Consider the following 26,867-nt stretch of genomic DNA (forward strand, 5'->3'; position numbering starts at 1 on the left):
GCAGAGACAGTCGTATGAATATTATATATATGGGAACCCCTGAATTTGCAGTAAAACCATTACAGACGATCGTAGATGCAGGACATAATGTCCTTGCATGTTTTACACAGCCGGACAAGCCAAAAGGAAGGGGCAAGACACTTCAGCCGACACCTGTTAAGGAAAAGGCTCTTTCTCTTGATATACCTGTCTATCAGCCGGTAAAACTCAGGGAAGAAGAAAATGTTCAGATTATCAGGGACTATCAGCCGGATGCTATCGTTGTTGCGGCCTATGGTCAGATATTGCCGGAATCAATCTTGAATATTCCAAAGTATGGCTGCATTAATATCCATGCGTCCCTGCTTCCCAAATACAGGGGAGCCGCTCCGATTGAATGGGCTATTATCAATGGTGAGACGGAATCCGGTGTCACAACGATGTATATGGCAAAAGGACTTGATACCGGAGATATGATCGAGAAGACGGTTGTTCCGATCACAGATACAGATACCGGTGTTACACTTCATGATAAACTTGCTGATGCAGGTGCAGCGTTGATCCTGTCTACGCTTACAAAGCTTGCGGATCATACAGCAGTACGAACCCCGCAGGATGATTCCTTAAGCTGCTATGCATCCATGTTAAAGAAAGAGCAGGGTGAGCTTGATTTTACGAAAGATGCAGCTTCACTGGAACGATTGATCAGAGGATTGCAGCCATGGCCGGTTGCTTATATGAAAATGAATCAGAAGACGGTACGTATCTATGAGGCTTCTGTATGTGAACAGACAGAGGAGACATTAGAGGATGGAACAAAGATCGTACCGGGGATGATCGTTCATGTGACGAAGAAAAACTTTACGGTTGCATGTGGAAGTGGAGCATTAACGATAAGAAAGCTTCAACCGGAAGGCAAGAAACCGATGGATTGTGCAGCATTTCTTGCAGGAAATAAACTTAAGACAGGTCAGATGGTATATGAGTAAAACTTCAAGAGAGATAGTTCTGGATATTCTGCTGGATATTGAAAAAAATGACAGATTTGCCGGTGAAGCATTAGGGGAAGCACTCCGGGCAAACCAGTTTATGAATAAAAAAGAGAGGGCTTACATCGGTCGGTTGACAGAAGGTGTAACAGAGCAGAAAATCAGATTGGATTATATTCTTAATCAATTTTCAAAAGTAAAAGTAAAAAAATGTAAACCGGTCATCCGCTGTATTTTACGGATGGCTGCTTATGAGATCTTTTATATGGATTCTGTTCCGGATGAGGCAGCCTGTAATGAATATGTGAACCTGACTGCTAAAAGAGGATTTCGGACATTAAAAGGCTATATGAACGGTGTCCTTCGAAACGTGTGCAGAAATAAAGCAGCTATCATCTTTCCGAAAAAAGAGGATGGTCTAGAAGCGTATCTGTCTGTTAAATATTCGATTCCGGAGGAACTGGTAAAATTCCTGTTAAATGATTACAGTGCAGAACAGTTAGAACAGATTCTGCAGGCGGGTGAAACAAATCGCGGAACGACGGTTCGTGTGAATACTATGCATACAACACTTGAGGAATTTCGGAATAATTTGATTGAAAAGGGCATAAAGGTAGAAAAAGGATATTATAATCCGACCTCTCTTATTATTTCGGGATATGATTATATTCGTATGGTTCCGGGATTTCATGAAGGCCTGTTTACGGTTCAGGATGAGAGTTCCAGTTTGCAGGTGCTTGCAGCAGGAATCAGACCGGGAAATGTGATCCTTGATGTCTGTGCGGCTCCGGGAGGAAAGACCATGTATGCGGCAGAACGCACCGGAGAGCAGGGACATGTGTATGCGAGGGATATTTCAGAAGAAAAGATCGATAAGTTGGAAGAAAATCTGGGCCGATTAGAGATTCATAATGTGACAACTAAGGTATGGAATGCAATGGAAACTGATCCGAAAATGATAGAAAAAGCAGATGTCGTTCTTGCGGATCTTCCATGCTCCGGACTGGGTGTTATGGCACGAAAAAATGATATCAAATATCATGTGACGGCAGACTCGATAAGTGAACTTGCCGAGATACAGAAGAATATTCTGGATGCCTGTGCGTCTTATGTAAAACCGGGTGGAACGTTAATTTTTTCCACCTGTACAATTGATCGGACAGAGAATGAAGAAAATGTAGAGATATTTTTAAAAAGGCACGAGGAGTATTATCTGGAAAGTCTTGCACCATATCTGCCGGAGAAGTTGAAAGAACGTGGAGAAAAAGGATATATCACGCTTTTGCAGGGAATTGATCATTGTGATGGATTCTTTATTTCGCGATTACGAAGAAAAAAATAATAGATGACAGAATGACACAGAGGAGTTGAGCTTCTCGTGTTATCAGTACATGATTCAGGAAGAAAAGAGTATGTTTACAGAGATAGAAGATATAAAGAAACTGGATATCCGTTCCATGATGTTTGATGAACTTGCGGTCTGGGTAAAATCAGTAGGACAGCCGGCGTTTCGAGCAAAACAGATATTTGAATGGGTTCATGCCAAAGGTATAGCACATGCGGAAGATATGACCAATGTTCCGAAAAAATTAATTGAAGAAATCAAAAAGCAGCACATGTATGGTGTGGAAGAAGTGACCAGACTGGTGTCAAAACAGGATGGCACAAATAAATTTCTGTTTCGTTTACAGGATGGAAATGTGTTGGAAAGCGTATTAATGAGATATAAGCATGGCAACTCTGTCTGTATATCTTCTCAGGTCGGATGCCGTATGGGATGTAGATTCTGTGCATCTACGATCGGTGGCTTGATCCGTAATCTGGAGGCGTCTGAGATGCTCGATCAGATCTATGCGATCGAACGGATCACGGGTGAACGTGTATCGAATATCGTTGTAATGGGAACAGGGGAACCACTTGATAATTATGACAATCTTATCCGATTCATTCGCATTATCAATGATGAGCAGGGTAAGAACATCAGTCAGAGAAATATCACGGTTTCAAGCTGTGGATTGGTTCCGCAGATAAAAAGACTGGCAGATGAAGGCCTTTCTATTACATTTGCATTATCCCTTCACAGTCCGACTGATGAAGACAGAAGAAAACTTCTTCCAATCGCAAATAAGTATTCAATTGCAGAATTGATGGATGTATGTCGGTATTATTTTGAAAAAACAGGAAGAAGGGTTACTTTCGAGTATTCACTGGTGAAAGATGAAAATGATACACCGGAACATGCATATAAGCTTGCTGAGCTTCTTAAGAATATGCACGGACATGTGAATCTGATTCCGGTAAATCCGATAAAGGAGAGAAAGTATTGTCGATCTCTCAATGATTCTGTTGAAAAATTCAAATATATACTTGAAAAGAAAGATATAAATGTTACAATAAGAAGGAGTATGGGCAGAGATATTGACGCTGCCTGTGGTCAGCTTCGGAGAAAATATGAAGAAGCAAAAGATACTTTTTAGACGGGAGGCAGCAAATGAGATCTGATGGAAGAACCGACATCGGTAAGAAAAGAGTTCAGAATCAGGACAGCATTTTCTTTACAGATGAGCCGATCGGACCATTACCCAATCTTTATATAGTGGCAGACGGAATGGGTGGTCATAAGGCAGGAGATGTTGCATCAAAGACTGCGATAGAATGTGTAACTGAATATATAAAAGAGAGTGCAATAAATAACTCGGTATCCGTTCTAAAAAGAGCGATTCTGTATGCCAATGACAAGATATATAAAATGGCAAAGGAAAATGAGGATTGGAAGGGAATGGGAACGACCCTTGTAGCTGCTGTATGTGAGGATGATATATTATATGTAGCAAATATCGGTGACAGCAGATTGTATTTCATAGATGATGAGATACGGCAGGTAACGATGGATCATTCACTGGTTGAAGAGCTGATCCGTTCCGGTCAGCTTGATCGAAATAAAGGACGTAACCATCCGGAAAAGAACATTATTACTAGAGCACTTGGAATATCTGACAAGATTATGACAGACTTTTTTGAATTAGAGATGAAACAGGGGGATGGAATCCTTCTTTGCTCAGATGGTCTTTCTAATATGCTTGAGGATGATGAGATAAAAGAAATCGTGTTGGAGAGCAGCGGGGATATAACAGCAGCGGTTGAAAAGTTGATAGACAGAGCGAATTACTATGGTGGTAGAGATAATATATCCGTAGTGGTAGCTGTAAAATAGTGAGAGGTGTAAGCATGTTAAATCCAGGAATGATACTCAGTAATCGTTATGAGATAATAGAATTGATCGGTACAGGCGGTATGTCAGAAGTCTATAAGGCAAAATGTCATGTACTGAACAGATATGTTGCAATTAAAGTATTAAAACCGGAATTTAGTTCTGATGTAAATTTTGTTACAAAGTTTAGAATTGAAGCACAGTCCGCAGCCGGACTTTCTCATCCGAATATCGTAAACGTATATGATGTCGGAGAGGATAATGGTATCTATTATATAGTAATGGAACTTGTAGAGGGCATTACTTTAAAAGAATATATTCAGAAAAAAGGCAGATTGCTGCCTGAGCAGGCAATTGATTTTTCTATTCAGATAGCCCAAGGCCTGGAGGTAGCTCATCAGAACCATACGATCCACCGAGATATTAAGCCGCAGAATATTATTGTATCGAAAAATGGCGGAATCAAGGTTACAGATTTTGGTATTGCAAGAGCTGCTTCATCAAATACAATGACAGCGAATGCAATGGGAAGTGTACATTATATCTCTCCGGAGCAGGCAAGAGGCGGATTCAGTGATGAGAGAAGCGATATATATTCTCTTGGTATCACCATGTATGAGATGGTTACGGGACATGTACCGTTTGAAGGCGAGAATAATGTTGCAGTCGCTCTTATGCATATACAGGGAGAGATGGTTTCTCCTAGAGAATATTATCCGGATATTCCAACCAGTTTGGAAAAGATAATTTTAAAATGCACACAGAAGAAAGCAGAACGCAGATATTTGACTGCAAGCGCATTGATTGCAGATTTGAAACGTGTACAGGCAAATCCTGACATAGATTGTGTTGTAGTTCCACCGGTTGTACCAAATTCACCGACGGTAGAGATCACATCGGATGAGATGAAAGCGATCAAAGAGGGCAGACAGATGAATGAAGCACCTGTTGTTGAGGAAACTCCGTCAAGTGTAGTGGAACGTCCGGATATTACTCCGATCATTCCGCCATCCAAATTTGATAATCTGTTTGACGATGATGACGATGATGATTCATATGGTGATGAGGGGATGGCTCCGGAGGACGATGATGATAATGAGATCGAGGAATTGGATCCGAAGCTTAAGAAGATCATTATGATATCCAGTGTAGCAGTTGTGATTATCATTGCGATTCTTGTTGCAATCCTGATTCTTAAGATTACAAGCCCCGGTGGACTTGGAGGAATATTCTCCGGAAATAATAAAAAGACGGAAAACAGTTCAGAAGAAAATTCAGGAGATTCCACCGAAGATGGATCTACAGATGAGGATACTTCGGATAAGGCGACGATTCCTATGGTCAATGTAGTAGGTCTTTATAAGACGGCTGCAGAAGAAGAATTAAAGAAAGCAGGATTTACTGCATATACAATTGAGACGGCAACGGATGATAAGGTAGAAGAAGGTTATGTTATCAGTCAGAGTGTAGATGAAGGAACAGCGATTCCTGCTGATGAGAAAATTGTTATTACGGTATCAGAGGGAAAAGAAGATGTCGAAGTACCTAATGTAACAGGTTATTCGGATGATCAGGCAACTACACTTCTTACGGAAGCCGGATTTGTTGTTACTCATGGTTATGAATATGATGATACGGTAGAGAAGAATAAGGTTATCAGTCAGTCACCGGAAGGAAAAACGATGCAGAAATCCGGTTCAACAGTTAAGATCATAATAAGTAATGGTAAAGAGGTTGAGGAAGTTGAGGTCCCGAATCTGGTTGGTAAATCTGAAAGCAAGGCAGCCGAATTGTTGGAAAAGGCAGGATTAAGCGGTAAAGTATCGCATGCAAACAGTGATGAGGTTAAGAAAGGTCAGGTTATCAGTCAGGATGTTTCAGCCGGCTCGTCTGTAGAAAAAGGTTCAACAGTTGGTTATGTGATCAGTGATGGACCTGAAAAAGTAACATATTCTGTTAAATTTACAGGAAGTATAACAAATTCCGGATTCGATTTTGCAACCTTTGGAAATGTGACAGTCAATGTTACCTATACGGTTGGTGACGCAACCTATAAGTTGTATTCCGGAGCTGCAGGAGAGGATTCGTTCCCTCTGGATATAGGATCTGCAGATCCTATCGGTGGCTTATCGCAGAACTCCGGTACATTTGCAGTAACAATTACGGATTCAGATGGAATAGATGTAACATCGAGCTTTAATACCAGTGGTCTGTCTGCGTCATTCTCAAAGGAATAGGAGAGATTATGACAGGAAAGATCATAAAAGGTATTGGAGGTTTCTACTATGTCGTCTGCGAAAACGGCGTCACATATGAGTGTAAAGCAAAAGGAGTTTTTCGAAATCGAAAGATCAAGCCTTTAGTTGGTGACAATGTAGAGATAGAGATATTAGATGCGGAGAAGAATCTGGGCAATATTGAAGATATATTGCCCAGATTTAACTGGTTAAACAGACCTGCAGTTGCAAACGTAGATCAGACTGTAATTATTTTTGCAGTGTCTGCACCAGCACCTAACTTCAATCTGCTTGACCGCTTTCTGATCAATATGGAGCAGCATGAAGTTCCGACTATAATCTGCTTTAATAAGATAGATTTGGAAGGATTTCGTCAAAGTGAGGATATATGCAGATCTTATACAAAGAGCGGATATGAAGTGTTGTTTATCAGTGCGGAGAGCGGTTATGGAATCCATACATTAGAAGCAGTTATAAAAGGAAAGACAACGGTATTTGCAGGCCCGTCAGGAGTAGGTAAATCCTCGACGCTTAATTCGTTGTTTCCGGATGCAAATGTACAAACTGGTGGATTAAGTGAGAAGATACAGCGTGGAAAGCATACAACGAGGCATTCTGAGTTAATGTTTGTAGATGATGATACTTATATTATGGATACACCGGGTTTCAGTTCGTTATATACAGAAGGAATCGAAGCAGAAGATCTGAAGCTGTATTTTCCTGAGATTGCAGCATATACAGGAACCTGCAAATTCAATATGTGTAATCATATCAGTGAACCGGGATGTCTGGTAAAAGAAGCCGTCGGTGATGGCAGGATCAGTAAGATGCGGTATGATGATTATGTCATGATATACAATGAATTAAAAGAAAAGAGGAAATGGTAAATGTTAAAGCTGTCACCTTCAGTATTATCTGCGGATTTTGGACATCTGGCAGAAGATATACAGATCATAGATCAGGCAGGAAGTGAATATATTCATCTGGATGTTATGGATGGGTCCTTTGTGCCGAATATTTCATTTGGAGCACCGGTTATCAAGAGTGTTCGTCCGGTATCTGATAAGGTGTTTGATGTTCATCTTATGATTGATGAACCGACGCGTTTCTTACAGGATTATAAGAATTGTGGAGCAGATATCGTAACAGTACATGCAGAAGCCTGCAAGCACCTTCATAGAACCATCGCAGCCATAAAAGAGCTGGGAATGAAAGCCGGAGTTGCATTAAATCCTGCAACACCATTATCAGTAATTGATTATGTATTAGAGGATGTAGATATGGTTCTGATCATGTCGGTAAATCCGGGTTTTGGCGGACAGAAATTTATTCCGTCTTCTCTGCGGAAGATTGCAGAGACCAGAAAACTGTTAAACAGCCGTGGACTTCAGACGGATATTCAGGTGGATGGTGGTGTTACCCTTGCAAATGCAGCAGAGATTATTCGGGCAGGAGCGAATGTATTGGTTGCCGGTTCGGCAGTATTTAAAGGGGACAAGACAGAGAATGTAAAAGCCTTCCGTAAGATTTTTTCAGAAATACAGTAGATAGTAATAAAAAGGCGGAAAGCAGATCTGCTGTCTGCCGGAAAAGGTAACAGGATAGATGAATCGATATTTAATCGTTACAGGAGGAACCGTTTCAAAAAGATTGCTTGAAACGGTTCTTTCCGATTATGATTTTCAAAAAATAATAGCATGTGATAAAGGACTTGAGATCTGTAAGGAATGTAATATACTGCCGAATCTGATCATTGGAGACTTTGATTCTGCAAAGATAGATGTCGTAGCGGCATATCGGGGAAAAACAGAATTTCTGGATCTGGATACACATAAGGATTTTACAGATACCCATGTTGCAATCTCGTATATACTGGAGCAGGAGATCAGACCGGATGAAGTAATTCTGGTTGGAGCAACCGGAACCCGTATGGATCATACCCTTGCCAATATTGGCTTATTAAAGCAGTTTGCAGAGGCCAGAATATCGGCATATCTGATCGACGAGCATAACAGGATTACGATGACAGCACACCGGCATATTGTGAAGCGTAACGATGCATACAGATATGTGTCACTGCTTCCATATACGGAACAGGTGACCGGAGTAACGCTTCAGGGTTTTTATTATAATGCGCAGGGGCTTACATTGAAGCTTGGAGAAAGCATCGGCGTCAGCAATGAGCTGATCGCAGAGTGCGGCCTGATCGAATTTGAATCCGGATTGTTAATTGTAATTGAAAGCCGTGATTGAGATAGAGTCATTATGTATATCTGTCTATACGATATACAATATCAGATAATAATAAAATGCAGTATCAAAGAATAAAAGAAAATAAAAAAGATACTCTGAAAGCAAAGGACCTGTATGATCCCGTGATCAGAGTATCTTTTTATAATACTTATTATCAGAATAATCTTTATTTTTTCTTAGAGTCTTTCTTCTGTTTTACTTTTTCAATCTTTGCCTTTTTGATTTCTTTTAATTTAGGCTCTTTTTTGGTATGCTGTTCGTTTTTATCTGCCTTAGCTGTGTTCAGATCCACAGATTTCGGAGCAGAAGATTTATTTGCATCTGATTGCGAGATCTTATGTTCCAGCTCTGACAGGCTCGCTTTATACTTTTCGGTGATCGGATCAGAGTACAGAGACATGTAGTAACAGTAGAGTGCTTTGTATTCTTCGGAGGTCTTATATCCATTTGTGTAGATATGACCATGCATTTCGTCAAAGGAATCTGTAGTTAATTTCTTTGCAATATGAAGTCCGATATTGGAACAGTGACTTCCGATACGATCCAGACTGGTCAGGATATCTACAAGAGCAAAACCACCGTCGATATCGCAGTCTCCGGTCTGTAAACGGATAACATGGTGATCTTTGATGATCTCTTTTACCTCTGTGATCGACTGAGCAAGCGGTTCGATACGGGAAACAGCAGTCAGATCATCATTTTTAAAAGCAGTAAAGGTTGTATCGATGATATTGGCTGTAGCCTGTAAGAGCGTATTGATCTCCATGGTTCCCTGTGTAGAGAAGGAGATCTTTTCATCGGAGATCTTTCTGCTGACGATCAGAAGATTTTCACAGTGGTCACCGATTCGTTCCAGGTCACTGACACTGTTTAATAATTCCGATGCCAGCTTTCGTTCGGATGAATGCAGTCGCTTGGAGGTGATCTTTAACAGATATTCGTTTAACGCACTTTCGCATTTATCAATGAACATCTCATTTTCCAGAAGTTTTCCGGCAGTTTCTTCATTATATTCCGATAATAACTGACTTCCAAGTTCGAAGTTTTCCTTGATGGAGTCTGTCATGGAGAACATTACCTTCTGTGCCTGGGTAAGAGCGATGTTTGGTGTATCAAGAAGCATTGGATCGAGAGACGCAAGCTCTTTGTCAATCTTGGATTCCATATCGTCACCGATGATCTTACCGGTCAGATCTGCGATCTTATTTGCGAATGGAAGCAGTAGGATCGCAATGATAAAGTTAAACATAAAATGCAGGTTTGCAATTACACCACGGTTGATGATCTTATCCATGAATGGGAATGTGATAAACAACTGAAGTCCATAGATCACAACAACGAAGAAGATCGCACCGATAATATTAAATAACAGATAGGACATGGCAACACGTTTTGCCTTTTTGTTTGCACCGATACTGCCGAGCAGGATCGCGAAACACTTTCCTATATTAATACCGATAATAATTGGAATCGAAGAACCATAGGAAACAACTCCTGTTGAGGATAATGCCTGAAGGATACCGACCGAAGCAGAGGAACTCTGGATGATCGCTGTTAAGATAAGACCGATCAGGATACCAAGGAGTGGATTGCTGAAAGAAATGAACAGGTTCTGGAAGGTTTCGGATTCTTTTAAAGGAGCGAACACAGCTTCCATTGTATTCATACCAAGGAATAAGATACCAAGACCGACTAAGATACCGGCGATATCTTTATGTTTTTTCTTATGGGCAAACAGAATGATAAAAGCACCAATACCGATCAGAACGGGTGCAAAAGAAGACGGTTTTAATAATTTGAGGATAAACATATCTTCGCCAAGATCACCAAGCCGCAGAATCTGTGCAGTTGCGGTGCTGCCGACATTGGCACCAAATACTACCGGAATTGCCTGACTGAGCTTCATAATACCGGCATTTACAAAACCGATCAGCATGATCGTAGTTGCTGCTGAACTCTGAATGATCGCTGTGACACCGGTACCGAGCCCAAAGCCTTTAATCGCACCGGTTGCCTGACTTTTACCGGTCGTCAGTTTTTCAAGTATCCGTTCCAGACTTCCTCCTGCCAGATTTTTCAGGGAATCACCCATCATGTTCATTCCAAACAGGAAAAGCCCTACGCCTCCCAGTAAAGTCAGAATTGAAAAAAAGTCCACGTCCATATCCTCCTGTGAAAAAATAACTTATTTAATGTCAAATCAATGTAATTAAATTGTAAATCAAATTTTACATACTTGGGTATTATAACATAGATTATTTTCATGTTCTATATTTTTTATTATGAAGCACAGAAATTTGGAATATTACATATATTTTAAAAAGAATTCTGGAAAAAATACATAATATGGTCTTGACAGTACAGAGAACTTGGTGAGAACATAAGGCGGAAGGAAAAACTGTGTTTATGATAAAGTTGAATGGAATGAATATAAATTTGGGAGAGAAAAAATGATACGAAAAAAGCAGGATGATCTAAATGGAATGCAGCTTGCCGGAAATAATTCAATGGCCGAGGTTCTGCTATGGGCGTTAATCTTATTACCACCGGTTATTACTGTAAATGGAGCAGGGGTTTGTTTTATTCATATAGGATTGTTTGCAGGGATAACCTTTGCCTGCCTTTTCCTTGTAAAAAGGTTACGTTCTTATCGGGATATTTCAGGAAAAGAAATTTCTGATATGGGTGATTTTCTGTACGCCAGATATTCTTCTTTTATTATAAAAGAGATGTTCATGTGTGTTTGGCTGATTCTGACCGGAATGATCACAATGGGTCTTCTCAGTTATATTGGAAAATATCTTAGCGGTGCGACAAACCAACATATGATCGTGGTTGTATGTGTGGTTTCATTATTTTGCGCATGTTCTATGTGTTTTATAAGTCGCAGGATAAGAAGTACTGTAAGAAATATTATATATACATTGATGGTGGTGATGTTTCTTGTACTTGTCATATGGCTGTTTGCGGTGAATACGCCGGCTGAGATACTGGATACTTACGGTAAAGTTCATTTGTCGGGTGGAACAAGTACATATCTCAATATTTTGTATTATGATGGAAGAGGTATAGGGGTTTCTCATATTATATCCATGCTTGGAATGGGACTTGGGTGTCTGGGATTACCATTTTTGTTCCATGGAGCAATGGAAGCAAGAGATGTACGCAGTCTGGATCGCGGACGTGTTCTTTCCATAATATATACAGGTATAGCTGTTGTGATTCTTAGTGTATGGGCGTTGTTAAATGTTGTCAGCATGTATCCGTTAAAAGCCAGTGAAGATATTGAAATGGGAAAACTGCTTGATATCTATATTACGTCATTATGTTATAAAGAGGAGTATCCGTTGTTTTTCCGATATATAGCCGGTGGACTGTTCTTATGTGCCGTGATCTGTCTGTTGGAACGCATTTATACAATGATGTTTGATCTGTTATTTGGTATGGTTGGATACGAGAAAAAGATCCGGTCAAAAACTCTGATAACCGGGATTGATTTGATGGCTGCTTTGTTTTTTACAGGATTTATTGCTGTAATGTCGATAATTATTCAGAATAATTACCGGGAAATATTATATATTGCATGGGATTATTCAGCTGCGATAGCAGCAGTCTGTATACTGCCGATTTTGTGGAGAGAGACCAGTAAGGCAGGAATCATTTCGGGTTTTTTTACAGGTCTTGCTGTCTGTACGATCTGGAGATTTATTCCTCTCCTTGAGAATCAGACACTTGCAAATGCAACAGAGCTAGGAAGCGGGGTTGCAGCATTTATCATCAGTCTGGCAGTTACGGTTATTGTAAGTATGTTTACACATAAGGCAGATGAAGCAGAGAATAAATTATTTGAACAGATTAAATTGGAGCAGAAATGACATTTAAAATAGTGTGTGTGGGTAGAATAAAAGAGACGTATTACACTGATATGATCGATGCATATAAAAGACAGATCGGCAGAAAACATGAACTTGTGATCATACAGCATGAAGATGAGAAAATACCACAAAATGCATCAGATACGATAAAAAAGAAAATTGTTGATACAGAGAGCCACAAATGCATGGAAAGTATTGGAAAATCAGAATATGTGATAGCGTTGTGCATTAATGGAAAGAAGTGTACAACAGAGTTATTAAGAGAAAAGATACGGCAGGCAGAAGACAGAGGGATTACGACAGTTACATTTCTGATCGGAGGCTCACTTGGGATGTCAGATGAACTGATTCGAAAGGCAGATTTTAAGCTTAGTTATTCAAATATGACATTTCCACATCAGTTAATGCGTGTCATGTTGCTTGATCAGCTTCAGATTATTTGTGATATGTAATATGGTTGTTGATCGTATAAGCACGATATAACTGTTCTGTAAATGCGATAAGAGTTACTTCATCGGACATGGACATACTGGAAATAAAGAAGCTTTCATTATAAGCATCTGATGCCGGAAAACCGATATAATAACAGATGTGAGAGTACCCGTTTACATTCATCCGGTTGATCTTGGATGCAAACTGTTCGGAGGATATGGTCTGAGTGCCTGCCTTATCGGGAAGAAGCTGGATGTTATACGCATCCTGAACAGGCTTCGGAGCTTTTTTGCATGGAATGACGGTGACCTTACAGAAAGGGGAAAGTCGTTTTATATATTCCGCAACAGCGTCTTTTGTACCGGCTGATATTTTTTTCTGATTAACAAAAAGCTCGTAATTCATAGTATTTCCTCACAATTTTAATAAAAAAGATGCATTTATGATTGGTTATTATAATACAATCACGCGGTAGTTTACAAGAAAAGAAAATTACGGTATGAGATTCTTTTTTTTTCGGCAAACTACTGGACAAAGCTGCAAATCTAATATATATTATCAATTTGATTACACATAATGGAGAAAAATGATGAAGAAGATTATTGCATTAGATATTGATGGCACACTTACAAATTCAAAAAAAGAAGTGACACAGCCGACACTTGATAAGATCATCGAGATACAGGAGAAGGGACATGTAGTAGCAATTGCTTCAGGCAGACCGCTTCCCGGGATCAGAAAGATAGCTGATACATTGAAGCTTGATAAATATGAAGGCTATGTACTTGCATTTAATGGTGGAAGAATCGTTGATTATAAGACAGGAGAAGTGGTATATCAGGCATGTGTCGATAATGATATTGCACGGAGAATCTATGATTATTGTGTGAAAAAGAAGATTGGAATGGTTACTTATGAAGGAGATACAGTTATCACAGGTACGCCGATCGACGAATATATGAGTCTTGAAGCAAGATTGAATTTTATGGAGATACATCAGGTGGACAATTTCAAAGAGTATATTGATTTTCCGCTGAACAAATGTCTTCTGACGGCGGAAAGTACTGTTGCAGAACAGGTGGAACAGGAATTAAATGCACTATATGGTGATAAAGTTACGGTTTTTCGTTCCGAACCGTTCTTTGTAGAGATCATGCCGAAGAACGTCCATAAGGCAACTTCGCTTGAAAAGCTTTTGAAATATCTGGATATGGATGTCAAGGATCTGATCGCATGCGGAGATGGATTTAACGACTTGACCATGATAGATTATGCGGGAGTCGGAGTGGCAATGGGAAATGCACAGCAGATCGTAAAAGATCATGCGGATTATATCACACTTACTAATGATGAAGATGGTCTGGTTCCGGTGATCGAGAAGTTTATTTTAAATTTATAGTGTAAATGTTATATTTTTATGAACAGGTTGAATTTGAAATATGTTTGTAGTAGAATACACTTTGTTTATTCGTAAATAATTGATAGTAACTGATTTGATGTGACAGATCAGATGTACAAATGCATAGGAGAATAAAAATGAGCGATAATATTTTTAGCGATGAAGATTTTGACGATTATAATGATACAGATGATGTTCATTACGAGAAATCACCGGCCAGAGAACCGGTAAGAAGAAGCGCTTCCGGAAATGGTAGAAAAAAGAGAAAGAAGAAAAGCAGAAACAAACCATGGATTATTGCATTGATCGTAGAAGTACTTGTGATCATCCTTGGAGTTGTATTATTTGTAAATGCTTATATCAATTCTGCCCTTGGCAAGATGCACTACGAGAAGTTAGAGGGTGTAAAGGCCAATGATGACCTGTCAGAAGAAACAGTAAAGAAGATGACCGGATATACGACGATTGCATTGTTTGGTGTTGACAGCCGAGATATTGATATGGTAGAGAACGGAGCACGTTCTGATGCGATCATTATTGTAAGCATCAATAATGACACACAGGAAGTCAAGATGTCTTCCGTATATCGTGATACTTATTTAGAGCTTGCCAATGACTCACAGAGTTATGAAAAAGTAACACATGCATATGCATATGGCGGTGCCAAGGAAGCAATCAATACATTAAATAAGAATCTTGACCTGAATATCACAGCTTATGTAACTGTAAATTTCAAGGCACTTACAGAAGCAATCGATGCACTTGGTGGCCTTGATATCGAATTGAAGTCCAGCGAGCTTGACAAGCTGAATCAGTGTATCGATGAACAGCAGAGAGTCAATGGCATCCAGTCTTCTTATGTATATGAGACAGGTGTTGTACATCTCGATGGTGTTCAGGCTACCGCATATGCAAGAATCCGAAGTACAGACCAGGGAGATATCACAAGAGCATGGAGACAGAGAAAGGTTATCAGCCTTATGATCGAAAAGGCAAAGAGTGCCGGAATCTCCAAGTTAAATGACTGTCTGAATGCAGTTGTAGATGATATCAGCTCCAGCCTTACAAAGAAAGAGATCATGGATCTTGCAACGAACTGCTTCAATTACAAACTGAAATCCTCAACCGGTTTCCCATTTACATGGTCAACACCGACACTTGGAAGCAAGGGAAGTCTGGTTGTAGCAGGAGATCTGGAGAACAATGTAGTTGTTCTTCACAGATATCTGTTTAACGATTATGATTATGTTCCATCCCAGACAGTTAAAAATATCAGTGCAAATATCATCAACGATACAGGATATTATAACCAGATCGATCTGGATACGTTTACAGTAGAAGATGATCCGGATTCAATTGTTAATGAATAGTATATAGAAACATATCAGAAACGAAAGAACATCATGAAACCAGTCGGATTTTGTGGTGTTCTTTTTGTTATGGAGAACAGATCCGGAGCTACGATAATTTGAATAAAATCTTTCCAACTTCCTGTTTGAAATATAGTTATATTGTGCTATACTAGGATAGAAAAATTTTGAGAAAACATAAGAGGTTACAATTATGGAAATGAACAGAGTGTTATTGAAACTTAGTGGAGAAGCACTTGCCGGAGAAAAAAAGCAGGGCTTTGATGAAAAGACTGTATATGATGTTGCCGGACAGGTGAAGAAGATTCTGGATAAGGGAATCCAGCTTTGTGTAGTAATCGGTGGTGGTAATTTCTGGCGTGGCAGAACCTCAGAAAATATGGATCGTGTAAAAGCAGATTCAATCGGCATGCTTGCAACTGTTATGAACTGTATCTATACCGCAGATGCTTTTCGTGTATTCGGAATCAAATCACATATCATGACCCCATTTGCATGTGGAACAATGACAGAGCTGTTCAACCGTGATAAAGCTGTAAAATATATGGAGCAGGGAGAAGTTGTTTTCTTTGCCGGAGGAATCGGACATCCGTATTTCTCAACAGATATGGCAACTGTTCTTATGGCGGTTGAAGTAAAGGCAGATGTAGTCTTATCTGCAAAAGCAATTGACGGCGTATATGACAGTGATCCTAAGACAAATCCAAATGCAAAGAAATATGACAGCATGCAAATGAAAGACATTGTTGATAATAAGCTTGGAGTTATCGATCTTGCATCTGCAGTTCTTGCAATGGAAAACAAAATGCCGATGATGTTATTCGGCTTAAATGGTGAAGACAGTATTGTAAAGGCCGTTACCGGTGGCTTTACAGGGACATATGTGAACGTATAAATAAACAGGAGGAACAAAGATATGTTGACACAGTACGAAGAGAAAATGACGAAGACAGTTGAAAACCTGGAAGGGGAATATGCTACGATCCGTGCAGGACGTGCCAACCCTAACATTTTAAATAAGATCAAGGTAGAATATTATGGTGTACCGACACCGATGCAGCAGCTTGCAAATATCACCGTCCCGGAAGCAAGAACGCTGATGATCGCACCATGGGAGCCATCACTGGTAAAGGCAATCGAGAAGGCGATCCTGAATTCAGATCTTGGGCTGACACCAAACAATGACGGTAAGAACATCATCCTGAATTTCCCTGAACTGACAGAGGAAAGAAGAAAAGAGATCGTTAAGGATATTAAGAAAAAAGGTGAGAATGCAAAAGTTGCTATCCGTAATGTCAGAAGAGATGCAAACGATGCGATCAAGAAGATGGAGAAAGCCGGAGATATCTCAGAGGATGAATTAAAGACAAACGAGGATAAGATCCAGAAGATGACAGACAAGTATGTTGGTCTGATCGATAAGGCTATTGAGAAGAAATCAACAGAGATCTTAACTGTTTAATTTGGAGTAATTATGAATAAAGAAATAAATGGAGAAATGATCAATATTCCTGAGCATGTTGCGATCATCATGGATGGAAACGGAAGATGGGCGAAGAAACGACTGATGCCAAGAACCTATGGACATTCAGAGGGCGCAAAGGCAATCGAGCGAACATGCGAGAATGCAGATGAACTTGGGATTAAATACCTGACTGTATACGCATTTTCTACCGAGAACTGGAAACGTTCAGTAGAGGAAGTATCTACGATCATGAATATTTTCCGCAAGTATCTGGTTGACAGCATCGAGCGATCCAATCGGAATAACATGCGTGTAAGGATCATCGGTAAGCGCGAGGATCTTCCGGAGGATATCGTGGAGAAGATGTATAATCTGGAGAAAGCTACAGCAAATAATACAGGACTTCAGTTTTCTGTAGCGATTAACTATGGCGGACGGGATGAGATCACAAGAGCGGTCAGACAGATTGCATCCGACTGTATGGCTGGAAAGCTATCACCGGATGCGGTTACAGAGGATACAGTCAGTTCCTACCTTGATACAAAGGAACTGACGGATCCGGATCTGTTGATTCGTACCAGCGGAGAGCTTCGGACATCGAATTTTCTTCCATGGCAGATCGCATATTCGGAATTTTATTTTACGGATGTGTTATGGCCGGACTTTGATATGGACGAGCTGGTCAATGCATGCCGGTATTACAGTCATAGAGACCGTCGGTATGGCGGGGTAAAATAAAGAGGAAATAATATGTTTAAACAACGGGCAATCAGTGCAGTGATCCTGGTGATCATTGCAGCAATCACACTTTATTTTGGCGGAGCACTTACATGTCTGGTAATGTGTGCGGTTTCGCTGATCGGTGTGATGGAGTTACTTCGTATATATGGGCTGAACAAGAAAGGACTTGGATATGCAGCTTACGGTGCAACGGTTTTTTATTATGCATTGTTGTATTTTGACCTGCATCAGTTTATATTACCGCTGATCGCGGTTTATATGCTGGTCATCCTTGCAATCTATGTGCTCACATATCCGAATTACAAAGATAAAGAGATCATGGCGGCATTTTTTGCATTTGTATATGTAGGTGTAATGTTGTCGTATGTGTATCTCATACGAGATATGAAACATGGACTGATTCTTGTTCTGCTGATCTTTGTCAGCTCCTGGGGTAATGATACCTGTGCCTATCTGGTCGGACGTGCGATCGGTAAGCACAAGATGTCACCGATCTTAAGCCCGAAGAAGAGTATCGAGGGCCTGATCGGCGGAATCGTTGGAGCAGGAATATTAGGTGTTGTATTTGGTTTGATTTATAATCATTTCATGCAGGTTGCACATTCTGTATGGATATTTGCATTGATCGGAGCTGTATGTGCGTTGCCTGCAGTTATCGGGGATCTGGCGGCTTCTGCAATCAAGAGAAATAATGATATCAAAGATTATGGCAAGCTGATACCGGGACATGGCGGAATCCTTGACCGGTTTGACAGTATTATATTTACAGCACCAATTATGTATTATCTTATATTATATTTGTTGTAATCAGAAAAAGCAGTGTGGGAGAGCGTACAGATGAACTGTGCTCATAATTACGCTGCTTTTCCTTTATGTCGCATTGGAAATAGTGCAGACAGATAAAAATGTTAGATACAGATGTTTGAAATGGGTAAAGGAGAACAAATATGAAACATGTAGCTATCATTGGATCCACAGGATCTATAGGAACACAGACACTTGAGATCGCAAGATGGAATCAGGATATAAAAATCTGTGCTTTATCAGCAGGAAGAAACATAGACTTATTAGAGAAGCAGGCGAGAGAGTTCCGACCGGAGATCGTTGGTCTGTGGGATGAGAAGCTGGCAGATGAATTAAAAGATCGTCTGAAGGATATGGATATCCGTGTCGTATCAGGCATGGATGGGCTGATCGAGATTGCAGAATACAAGACATCGGATATATTAGTTACCGCTATTGTAGGAATGATCGGTATCCGCCCGACTGTGGCAGCGATTAAAGCGGGAAAAGATATTGCCCTTGCAAATAAAGAAACTCTGGTTACAGCGGGACATATCATTATGCCGCTTGCAAAGGAAAAAGGAGTATCAATCCTTCCGGTTGACAGTGAACATTCGGCAATCTTCCAGTCATTGCAGGGAAATACACATGATTCCATTGAAAAAATTCTGTTGACAGCATCCGGTGGACCATTTCGTGGCAAGAGCAGAGAGTTTTTAAAGCATGTGAAATTAGAGGACGCATTAAAGCATCCAAACTGGAGCATGGGAAGAAAAATCACCATTGATTCAGCAACGATGGTAAATAAAGGGCTGGAAGTTATTGAAGCAAAATGGTTATTTGATGTAGCCCCGGAAAATATTCAGGTTGTGATCCAGCCGCAGAGTATCATTCATTCTATGGTAGAATATAAAGATGGAGCAGTGATCGCACAGCTCGGTACGCCGGATATGAAGCTGCCGATCCAGTATGCGCTGTTCTATCCGGAACGAAGATACATGCCGGGAGATCGTCTTGACTTTACGAAGCTTTCATCGATTGTGATCGAGACACCGGATATGGATACCTTTCTTGGGTTACGATATGCATATGAGGCAATCGGGATCGGCGGTTCGATGCCTACAGTATTCAATGCGGCAAATGAATATGCAGTAAAGCAGTTCTTAGACAGAAAAATCGATTTTCTTGATATCTATGATATCATCCGTGCATCCATGGATCATCATAATTTGATTGAAAATCCTGATATAGATGAGATTCTTGCAACCGAGCAGGAAGTATATGAATTTATTGAAAGTGGGTGTTAGTTTTTGAATATCATATTAATCATACTAGTCTTTGGTGTCATCATTTTCTTTCATGAGCTGGGACATTTTATCGTAGCAAAGATCAATCATATCACAGTAAAAGAGTTTTCGATGGGATTCGGACCGAAGCTATTTCAGTTTCATAAGAAAGAAACACAGTATACGCTGCGGCTGATTCCGCTTGGCGGCTATTGTATGATGCTCAGCGAAGATGATGAAGAAAACGAAAATGATGAGAATTCCTTTGAGAAGAAATCCATCTGGGCAAGAATGGCGGTTGTACTTGCAGGACCTGCCATGAACTTCGTGATCGCATTTTTATTTTCCATGGTGATCATTCATTTCTGTGGAAGTGATCCTGCGATCATAGGAGCAGTATACAATAAAGATAATATTGAAAAATACCAGATCAAAAATGCCGAGGAATATTTTAATGGTGTATATCCGGCGGAAGAAGCCGGGATATCAGATGGCGACCGGGTATTGAAAATCGAGGGAAGCACGGTTAAGAATTTCCGTGAGTTACAGATCTACCTTCAGATTTATGGAGATGGTTCACCGATCGATCTGACACTTGAGAAAGAAGACGGAACGGTCTATGATACGACGGTATATCCGGCAAAGACACCGGATGGCTATAAGATCGGAATAATGAGTGTCGGTTATCAGCTCCCGAAGAACTTTGGAGAGCTTTGTAAATATTCTGCTTATGAGACCAGATACTGGGTAAAAGCAACCTTCTTAAGTCTGAAGCTGATCGTTACCCGTCAGGTAAGTTCGGATGAAGTATCCGGCCCGGTCGGAGTAGCGAAGAACATGAACGATACCTTCAATGAGGCAGCAAAGAGCAGTGTGCTCGATCTGTTCTTAAACTGGATGAATTATATCGTACTGCTGTCGGCAAACCTTGGCGTTATGAACCTGCTGCCGATACCGGGCTTGGATGGAGGACGATTTATCTTCCTGTTAATTGAAGCAGTAACGAGAAAGAAGGTTCCGAAGGATAAGGAGAATATCGTGACGCTGATCGGATTTGTTCTGGTTATGCTGTTGATGGTTGTGATATTATTTAACGATATCAAGAACGTATTCTTTCATTAGATGAATAGGAGTTAAACAGGAGTTAATATGTACAGAGATCATACAAAAGTTATCAAGATAGGAGACCGGGTGATCGGTGGTGGGAATCCGATCCTGATCCAGTCGATGACAAATACAAAAACCAGTGATATAGATGCTACAGTTGCACAGATCTTAAAACTTGAAAAGGCAGGCTGTGACATCATCAGAAGCACCGTAAATGATGATGCGGCAGCGGCAGCGATCCCTGCGATCAAGAAACAGATCCATATTCCGCTGGTTGCAGACATTCATTTTGATTACCGTCTGGCGATCGCAGCGGCTGAGGCGGGAGCAGATAAGATCCGTATCAATCCGGGTAATATCGGTGGTAAGGATAAGCTGGCACAGGTAGTAGCGGTATGTAAGGAACGGAATATACCGATCCGTGTCGGTGTAAACAGCGGTTCCCTTGAAAAAGAATTAGTTGAAAAATACCATGGCGTGACAGCGGAAGGAATCGTTGAGAGTGCGTTGGATAAGGTTCATATGATCGAAGACTGCGGATATGACAATATGGTCATCAGTATTAAATCTTCCGATGTTATGATGTGTGTAAAAGCACATGAGCTGATCGCAGATCAGACGAATTATCCGCTGCATGTGGGTATCACGGAATCCGGTACGGTTATGAGCGGTAATATCAAATCCTCCGTAGGACTTGGTATTATCCTGCATGAGGGAATCGGAGATACGATCCGTGTATCCTTAACAGGGGATCCGGTCAATGAGATCATGACAGCAAAGATGATCTTAAAGACGCTTGGACTCCGTACAGGAGGAATCGAACTTGTGTCCTGCCCGACCTGTGGAAGAACGGAGATTGATCTGATCGGACTGGCAGAACAGGTAGAAAAGCTGGTTGCCGATTATGATCATCTGAATATCAAGGTTGCTGTTATGGGCTGTGTTGTAAACGGACCGGGCGAAGCAAAGGAAGCAGATCTTGGAATTGCGGGCGGAAAAGGCTGCGGTATCCTGATCAAAAAAGGCCAGATCATAAAGAAGATCGACGAGAAAGATATATTATCAACATTAAAGTACGAGTTAGATAACTGGAGTGAATAGAACGTGCCGGTAGAAGCAAAATTATTTTTTGAAGTATTTCCTGAACTGAATATGGATAAAGAGCTGTCTTCCCTGTTTGAGGATACGATGATCGAAAAGGTGGTAATGAAGCAGGCAGAACGCCAGCTTATTATCAGCCTGCTGTCGAAGCACCTGATCAGCCGCCCGAAGATTGTACAGGTGGAAGATATCATTTGCGGACATTTATTTCGTGGACGTGGTTATAAGGTCATCATTGATGACCGTTATGAGCTGTCTTCCCAGTACAATACCAGAACCTTAACAGAGGTATATAAGGACAGTATCTTGTATGATGTCGAGAAGATCAGTCATGTTGGATATCGTTTATTAAAGCGGGCAGAATGGTATTATGCAGATGATATTATCACGCTTGCGATGGAAGACAGTAAGCTTTCAAAGAGCCATTCAATCGGGATCAAAAAATATCTGGAGGAGACCTATAAGAAACGGTTCGGTATGGATATCAAGGTCGGTTTTGATTATACGGAATCTGATAAAGAGATGCTCCGCCGTGCAAATGAACAGAAGATGAAGCTTGAGATCGAGGCAATCTTAAGTAATGTACATGAGGATGCGGATCTGACCTTGGATGGTAAATCAGTAGATAAAAAGAAGCTGGTCGGAGAAGGCAAGAAGGATGCTCCGGCTGAAAAGAAAGCACCTGCACAGGACGAAAAGCCGAAGGAGACATTTGCCGCCAGAAGGAAGAAATATACCTCGAATGATCCGGATGTATTCTATGGCAGAGACTGCGAAGGGGAACTGGTAAAGATTTCTACATTAGTAGATGGTATCGGTGAAGTCTGTATTCATGGCCAGTTGATCAAGATGGAAGAAAAGGTTCTCCGAAATGGTAAGACTTTATTCATCTGCAATATTACGGATTTTGAAGATACGATCGCATTTAAGATATTTGCATCAGAGGATGATGCGCCGGTTTATAAGGATGAGTTAAAAGAAGGAAGCTTCTATCGGTTAAAGGGTGTGCCGTTATACGATACTTTTTCCAAGGAGTTAAATATTGCATCTGTGCGTGGTATCAAGCATATACCGGATTTCCGTGTGCCAAGAGTTGACACATCACTTGAAAAACGTGTGGAATTACATATGCATACGGTTATGAGCGAGATGGACAGTGTTGTTGATATCGAGAAGATCGTGAAACGTGCAAATGACTGGGGACACCCGGCGATTGCAATCACGGATCACGGCGTTGCACAGGCGTTCCCGATCGCAGCACATGCAAAGGGTATGAAGGATGGCTTTAAACTGATCTTTGGCTGTGAGGGATATTTTGTCGATGACCTGAAGAATCTGGTCATCAATCCCAAAGGACAGGATCTGAATACAGAATATATCGTATTCGATATCGAGACGACCGGTCTTAGTCAGAAGAAGAATAAGATCATAGAGATCGGAGCTGTAAAGGTAAAAGATGGAGAGGAGATCGATCGTTTCTCGGAATTTATCAATCCGGAAGAACCGATCCCTTATAGTATAGAGCAGTTGACTTCCATTACAGATGAGATGGTTATGCATGCACCGACCGTCGACGTGATCCTGCCGAAGTTTTTGGAATTCTGTGGTGATGATATCGTTGTTGCACATAATGCAGCATTTGATACCGGATTCATCAAGAAAAATGCCAAAGATCTTGGAATGAAATTCGATAATACGATCATGGATACCATGACACTCAGCCATGTGTTATTGCCGGAGCTTGGTAAGTTTACACTGGATCGTGTCTGTAAGGCGTTAAATGTAAAAAATGAACATCATCACCGTGCTGTTGATGATGCAAATGCAACCGCAAAAATTTTCGTAAAATTATATGAGATGTTAGTGGAACGTGGCGTAAAGACGGTGGAGGATGTAAATGAATTAGGTTCTGCATCGGATGATACGATCAAAAAAGGCAGAACATATCATGGCATCATTCTGGCAAAAAATGAGATCGGCCGTGTGAATCTGTATCGTCTGATTTCTGAAGCGCATGTCAGATACTTCAACCGCAGACCGCGTATGCCTATGAGCATGATCAATAAATACAGAGAAGGACTGATCTTAGGTTCTGCCTGTGAAGCAGGTGAGCTGTTCCGTGCGGTCGTAGATGATGCACCGGATGAAGAAATTGCAAGACTTGTTAATTTCTTTGATTATCTGGAGATACAGCCGATCGGAAATAACGAGTTTATGACCAGAAAGAAGGAGAATCCTTGTACGATCGAGGATCTTCAGAATTATAATAAGCGTATCGTGGAGCTTGGACGATTATTTAATAAGCCGGTTGTTGCAACCTGTGATGTCCATTTCCTTGATCCGGAAGACAGTATCTATCGTGCGATCATCATGAAAAGTAAAGGTTTTGAGGATGCAGTTAATCAGCCTCCGCTTTATTTCAGAACGACGGAAGAAATGTTGGCGGAATTCGAATATCTGGGAAGTGAGAAAGCCAGAGAGGTTGTTATCACGAATACAAATCTGATCGCGGATATGGTGGAATATATGGACCCGGTTCGACCGGATAAAGCACCGCCTATCATCGAGAATTCAGATGAGACACTTACGAATATCTGTTATGAAAAGGCTCATAAGATCTATGGACCGGATCTGCCGGAGGTCGTTGTAGAACGACTGGAACGTGAGTTACATTCCATTATATCAAATGGATTTGCCGTTATGTATATCATTGCACAGAAGCTTGTGTGGGATTCCAACGATCATGGCTATCTGGTTGGTTCCAGAGGATCTGTAGGTTCTTCCTTCGTAGCAACGATGGCAGGTATCACAGAGGTAAATCCGTTGTCGGCACATTATATTTGTCCGGAGTGTCATTTTGTTGATTTTGATTCCGAGCTTGTAAAATCATATTCCGGTATGTCGGGATGTGATATGCCGGATCGTGACTGCCCTCGATGCGGTCATCCACTGATCAAAGAGGGACACGATATTCCGTTTGAAACCTTCCTTGGATTCAAAGGAGATAAGGAGCCGGATATCGATCTGAACTTCTCCGGTGAATATCAGTCATGTGCACATGCTTACACAGAAGTATTATTCGGTAAGGGTAAGGCATTCCGTGCAGGAACTGTAACAACGGTAGCAGATAAGACAGCGTATGGTTATGTATATAATTACTTCAAAGATCTTGCAAAGGATGAAGCGAGAGCAGAAGCTACGGCAATGGGAGATCTGACCCAGAAGGAGATCGAGAAATATGTCGATGAAAAGGCTATCGTCACGAAACGAAGCTGTGAGATGGAACGTCTGGCAATCGGCTGTACCGGCGTTAAGCGTTCGACCGGACAGCATCCGGGTGGTATGATCGTTCTTCCAAGGCATGAGGAGATCTATTCCTTCACACCAATCCAGAAGCCGGCAAATGATATGACGACGGATGTCGTAACATCTCATTTCGAGTACCATTCGATCGATCATAACCTGTTGAAGCTTGATATTCTCGGTCATGATGATCCTACGATGATCCGAAGACTGGAGGATCTGACCGGTCTTGATGCAACCACGATCCGGTTAGATGATCCTGATGTTATGGCGTTGTTCCATGGAACAGAAAGTCTTCATATTACACCGGAGGATATCAATGGCATTCCGCTTGGCAGTCTGGGTGTGCCGGAGTTCGGTACGGATTTCGCCATGCAGATGTTAATTGATGCAAATCCACAGAACTTCTCGGATCTGGTGCGAATCGCAGGTCTGGCGCATGGTACGGATGTATGGCTTGGAAATGCACAGGAGCTGATCAAATCCGGTCAGTGTACGATCTCGACCGCAATCTGTTGTCGAGATGATATCATGGTATATCTGATCCATATGGGCCTGGAATCCGGTACAGCGTTCCAGATCATGGAGAATGTCCGAAAAGGTAACGTAGCTAAAGGCAAATGTGCAAAATGGGAAGAATGGAAAGAGGATATGAAGGCACATGGTGTACCGGACTGGTATATCTGGTCGTGCCAGAAGATCAAATACATGTTCCCGAAAGCCCATGCGGCGGCTTACGTTATGATGGCGTGGAGAATTGCATATTTTAAGGTGAATTATCCGCTTCAGTATTATGCAGCGTTTTTCAGTATCCGTGCATCAGCCTTCAGTTACGAGATGATGTGCTTTGGAAAAGAAAAGGTACTGTATCATATCAATATGATACAGAGTATTGATAAGAATAAACGAACCGCAAAGGATGAAGATAAGTTAAAGGATCTGAAGCTGGTTCTTGAGATGTATGCGAGAGGTTTTGAGTTCATGCCGATCGATATCTATGTGGCGGATGATATCCGTTTTCAGGTAATAGACGGTAAGATCATGCCGTCACTGGCTTCCATTGAAGGAATGGGAGAGAAAGCTGCAAAGCAGTTGAAGGATGCAGCCTGCAAAGGCAGGTTTATCTCAAAGGAAGATCTGCAGGCTCATTCTAAGATTGGAAAGAGTGCGATCGACAAGCTGTCAGAGCTTGGCATCTTAGACGGTATGCCGGATACCAACCAGCTTACCTTTGACTTTGTATAAACGGACGAAACAATACCTTTATTCTGTAAGCCCTGACACTGTATTCCTTTCATTACGCAAAACACTTGCGTTCTGTTTTTCACGTAGCGGT

At 41.1% G+C, this 26,867-nt stretch carries 22 protein-coding genes; 20 read left to right on the plus strand and 2 right to left on the minus strand.

The window, feature by feature from the left end; translation table 11 throughout:
* The first annotated feature begins 14 nt into the window (after nucleotides 1-14).
* From fmt to LK416_03805, 8 genes are all read left to right on the plus strand, one after another.
* Complete coding sequence (gene fmt, locus LK416_03770) at nucleotides 15-968, plus strand: methionyl-tRNA formyltransferase (GenBank protein ID UEA75310.1); 954 nt, start codon at nucleotides 15-17, stop codon at nucleotides 966-968.
* Nucleotides 961-2,310, plus strand: a complete 1,350-nt coding sequence (gene rsmB, locus LK416_03775; GenBank protein UEA75311.1) for a 16S rRNA (cytosine(967)-C(5))-methyltransferase RsmB — start codon at nucleotides 961-963, stop codon at nucleotides 2,308-2,310. The genes fmt and rsmB overlap by 8 nt, the downstream gene beginning before the upstream one ends.
* 70 nt (nucleotides 2,311-2,380) lie before the next feature.
* Entirely contained in the window at nucleotides 2,381-3,445 is a 1,065-nt protein-coding gene (rlmN, locus tag LK416_03780; protein ID UEA75312.1) for a 23S rRNA (adenine(2503)-C(2))-methyltransferase RlmN, read from the plus strand.
* A gap of 14 nt (nucleotides 3,446-3,459) precedes the next feature.
* Nucleotides 3,460-4,182 (plus strand): Stp1/IreP family PP2C-type Ser/Thr phosphatase, encoded by a 723-nt coding sequence (locus tag LK416_03785; GenBank protein UEA75313.1) that lies wholly within the window; start codon nucleotides 3,460-3,462, stop codon nucleotides 4,180-4,182.
* Between the two features lie 14 nt (nucleotides 4,183-4,196).
* On the plus strand, nucleotides 4,197-6,416 hold the full coding sequence (gene pknB, locus LK416_03790) for a Stk1 family PASTA domain-containing Ser/Thr kinase (GenBank protein ID UEA75314.1): 2,220 nt from the start codon (nucleotides 4,197-4,199) through the stop codon (nucleotides 6,414-6,416).
* 8 nt (nucleotides 6,417-6,424) lie between these two features.
* The gene (gene rsgA, locus LK416_03795) at nucleotides 6,425-7,303 is read left to right on the plus strand and encodes a ribosome small subunit-dependent GTPase A (protein UEA75315.1); all 879 of its coding nucleotides are present in this window, start codon (nucleotides 6,425-6,427) and stop codon (nucleotides 7,301-7,303) included.
* On the plus strand, nucleotides 7,304-7,963 hold the full coding sequence (rpe, locus tag LK416_03800; protein UEA75316.1) for a ribulose-phosphate 3-epimerase: 660 nt from the start codon (nucleotides 7,304-7,306) through the stop codon (nucleotides 7,961-7,963).
* A gap of 58 nt (nucleotides 7,964-8,021) precedes the next feature.
* A complete protein-coding gene (locus LK416_03805; GenBank protein ID UEA75317.1) occupies nucleotides 8,022-8,669 on the plus strand; it encodes a thiamine diphosphokinase in 648 nt (215 codons plus the stop codon).
* A gap of 166 nt (nucleotides 8,670-8,835) precedes the next feature.
* Here LK416_03805 and LK416_03810 read toward each other — a convergent pair whose 3' ends face one another.
* Entirely contained in the window at nucleotides 8,836-10,827 is a 1,992-nt protein-coding gene (locus LK416_03810) for a Na/Pi cotransporter family protein (GenBank protein UEA75318.1), read from the minus strand.
* A 292-nt stretch (nucleotides 10,828-11,119) separates the two neighbouring features.
* Here LK416_03810 and LK416_03815 point away from each other — a divergent pair, with 292 nt between their 5' ends.
* Nucleotides 11,120-12,544, plus strand: a complete 1,425-nt coding sequence (locus LK416_03815; GenBank protein UEA75319.1) for a hypothetical protein — start codon at nucleotides 11,120-11,122, stop codon at nucleotides 12,542-12,544.
* The gene (locus LK416_03820; protein UEA75320.1) at nucleotides 12,541-12,996 is read left to right on the plus strand and encodes a 23S rRNA (pseudouridine(1915)-N(3))-methyltransferase RlmH; all 456 of its coding nucleotides are present in this window, start codon (nucleotides 12,541-12,543) and stop codon (nucleotides 12,994-12,996) included. Before LK416_03815 ends, LK416_03820 begins: the two co-directional genes overlap by 4 nt.
* Here the strand turns inward: LK416_03820 and LK416_03825 are convergent.
* Entirely contained in the window at nucleotides 12,980-13,381 is a 402-nt protein-coding gene (locus LK416_03825) for a 23S rRNA (pseudouridine(1915)-N(3))-methyltransferase RlmH (protein ID UEA75321.1), read from the minus strand. The genes LK416_03820 and LK416_03825 overlap by 17 nt on opposite strands.
* Before the next feature lie 184 nt (nucleotides 13,382-13,565).
* On the opposite strand from LK416_03825, the gene LK416_03830 reads away from it, so the two are divergent.
* The 10 genes from LK416_03830 (at nucleotide 13,566) to LK416_03875 (ending at nucleotide 26,776) form a co-directional block, all read left to right on the plus strand.
* Nucleotides 13,566-14,375 carry a Cof-type HAD-IIB family hydrolase gene (locus LK416_03830; protein UEA75322.1) on the plus strand — a complete coding sequence of 270 codons (810 nt, stop codon included), beginning with the start codon at nucleotides 13,566-13,568 and terminating at the stop codon, nucleotides 14,373-14,375.
* A gap of 137 nt (nucleotides 14,376-14,512) precedes the next feature.
* Nucleotides 14,513-15,745 carry an LCP family protein gene (locus LK416_03835; GenBank protein ID UEA75323.1) on the plus strand — a complete coding sequence of 411 codons (1,233 nt, stop codon included), beginning with the start codon at nucleotides 14,513-14,515 and terminating at the stop codon, nucleotides 15,743-15,745.
* A 193-nt stretch (nucleotides 15,746-15,938) separates the two neighbouring features.
* Entirely contained in the window at nucleotides 15,939-16,640 is a 702-nt protein-coding gene (pyrH, locus tag LK416_03840) for a UMP kinase (GenBank protein ID UEA75324.1), read from the plus strand.
* A gap of 21 nt (nucleotides 16,641-16,661) precedes the next feature.
* Entirely contained in the window at nucleotides 16,662-17,207 is a 546-nt protein-coding gene (frr, locus tag LK416_03845; protein ID UEA75325.1) for a ribosome recycling factor, read from the plus strand.
* 12 nt (nucleotides 17,208-17,219) lie between these two features.
* Nucleotides 17,220-17,948, plus strand: a complete 729-nt coding sequence (locus tag LK416_03850; protein UEA75326.1) for an isoprenyl transferase — start codon at nucleotides 17,220-17,222, stop codon at nucleotides 17,946-17,948.
* 12 nt (nucleotides 17,949-17,960) lie between these two features.
* Nucleotides 17,961-18,758: a phosphatidate cytidylyltransferase gene (locus tag LK416_03855; protein ID UEA75327.1), complete on the plus strand. Its 798-nt coding sequence runs from the start codon at nucleotides 17,961-17,963 to the stop codon at nucleotides 18,756-18,758.
* A 140-nt stretch (nucleotides 18,759-18,898) separates the two neighbouring features.
* Nucleotides 18,899-20,041, plus strand: a complete 1,143-nt coding sequence (dxr, locus tag LK416_03860; protein ID UEA75328.1) for a 1-deoxy-D-xylulose-5-phosphate reductoisomerase — start codon at nucleotides 18,899-18,901, stop codon at nucleotides 20,039-20,041.
* Nucleotides 20,042-20,044: 3 nt separating this feature from the next.
* A complete protein-coding gene (locus tag LK416_03865) occupies nucleotides 20,045-21,142 on the plus strand; it encodes a site-2 protease family protein (GenBank protein UEA75329.1) in 1,098 nt (365 codons plus the stop codon).
* Nucleotides 21,143-21,169: 27 nt separating this feature from the next.
* Complete coding sequence (gene ispG, locus LK416_03870; GenBank protein UEA75330.1) at nucleotides 21,170-22,228, plus strand: flavodoxin-dependent (E)-4-hydroxy-3-methylbut-2-enyl-diphosphate synthase; 1,059 nt, start codon at nucleotides 21,170-21,172, stop codon at nucleotides 22,226-22,228.
* A gap of 3 nt (nucleotides 22,229-22,231) precedes the next feature.
* Nucleotides 22,232-26,776, plus strand: a complete 4,545-nt coding sequence (locus LK416_03875; protein UEA75331.1) for a PolC-type DNA polymerase III — start codon at nucleotides 22,232-22,234, stop codon at nucleotides 26,774-26,776.
* The last annotated feature ends 91 nt before the right edge of the window (nucleotides 26,777-26,867 follow it).

Source organism: Lachnospiraceae bacterium GAM79 (genome assembly GCA_020735665.1).
Taxonomy (GTDB): Bacteria; Bacillota; Clostridia; order Lachnospirales; family Lachnospiraceae; genus Coprococcus.

Bases quoted from the DNA above. Each gene is read 5' to 3' on its own strand.
- fmt (UEA75310.1), top strand. From the start codon at position 15: ATGAATATTATATATATGGGAACCCCTGAATTTGCAGTAAAACCATTA.
- rsmB (UEA75311.1), top strand. From the start codon at position 961: ATGAGTAAAACTTCAAGAGAGATAGTTCTGGATATTCTGCTGGATATT.
- rlmN (UEA75312.1), top strand. From the start codon at position 2,381: ATGTTTACAGAGATAGAAGATATAAAGAAACTGGATATCCGTTCCATG.
- LK416_03785 (UEA75313.1), top strand. From the start codon at position 3,460: ATGAGATCTGATGGAAGAACCGACATCGGTAAGAAAAGAGTTCAGAAT.
- pknB (UEA75314.1), top strand. From the start codon at position 4,197: ATGTTAAATCCAGGAATGATACTCAGTAATCGTTATGAGATAATAGAA.
- rsgA (UEA75315.1), top strand. From the start codon at position 6,425: ATGACAGGAAAGATCATAAAAGGTATTGGAGGTTTCTACTATGTCGTC.
- rpe (UEA75316.1), top strand. From the start codon at position 7,304: ATGTTAAAGCTGTCACCTTCAGTATTATCTGCGGATTTTGGACATCTG.
- LK416_03805 (UEA75317.1), top strand. From the start codon at position 8,022: ATGAATCGATATTTAATCGTTACAGGAGGAACCGTTTCAAAAAGATTG.
- LK416_03815 (UEA75319.1), top strand. From the start codon at position 11,120: ATGATACGAAAAAAGCAGGATGATCTAAATGGAATGCAGCTTGCCGGA.
- LK416_03820 (UEA75320.1), top strand. From the start codon at position 12,541: ATGACATTTAAAATAGTGTGTGTGGGTAGAATAAAAGAGACGTATTAC.
- LK416_03825 (UEA75321.1), bottom strand. From the start codon at position 13,381: ATGAATTACGAGCTTTTTGTTAATCAGAAAAAAATATCAGCCGGTACA.
- LK416_03830 (UEA75322.1), top strand. From the start codon at position 13,566: ATGAAGAAGATTATTGCATTAGATATTGATGGCACACTTACAAATTCA.
- LK416_03835 (UEA75323.1), top strand. From the start codon at position 14,513: ATGAGCGATAATATTTTTAGCGATGAAGATTTTGACGATTATAATGAT.
- pyrH (UEA75324.1), top strand. From the start codon at position 15,939: ATGGAAATGAACAGAGTGTTATTGAAACTTAGTGGAGAAGCACTTGCC.
- frr (UEA75325.1), top strand. From the start codon at position 16,662: ATGTTGACACAGTACGAAGAGAAAATGACGAAGACAGTTGAAAACCTG.
- LK416_03850 (UEA75326.1), top strand. From the start codon at position 17,220: ATGAATAAAGAAATAAATGGAGAAATGATCAATATTCCTGAGCATGTT.
- LK416_03855 (UEA75327.1), top strand. From the start codon at position 17,961: ATGTTTAAACAACGGGCAATCAGTGCAGTGATCCTGGTGATCATTGCA.
- dxr (UEA75328.1), top strand. From the start codon at position 18,899: ATGAAACATGTAGCTATCATTGGATCCACAGGATCTATAGGAACACAG.
- ispG (UEA75330.1), top strand. From the start codon at position 21,170: ATGTACAGAGATCATACAAAAGTTATCAAGATAGGAGACCGGGTGATC.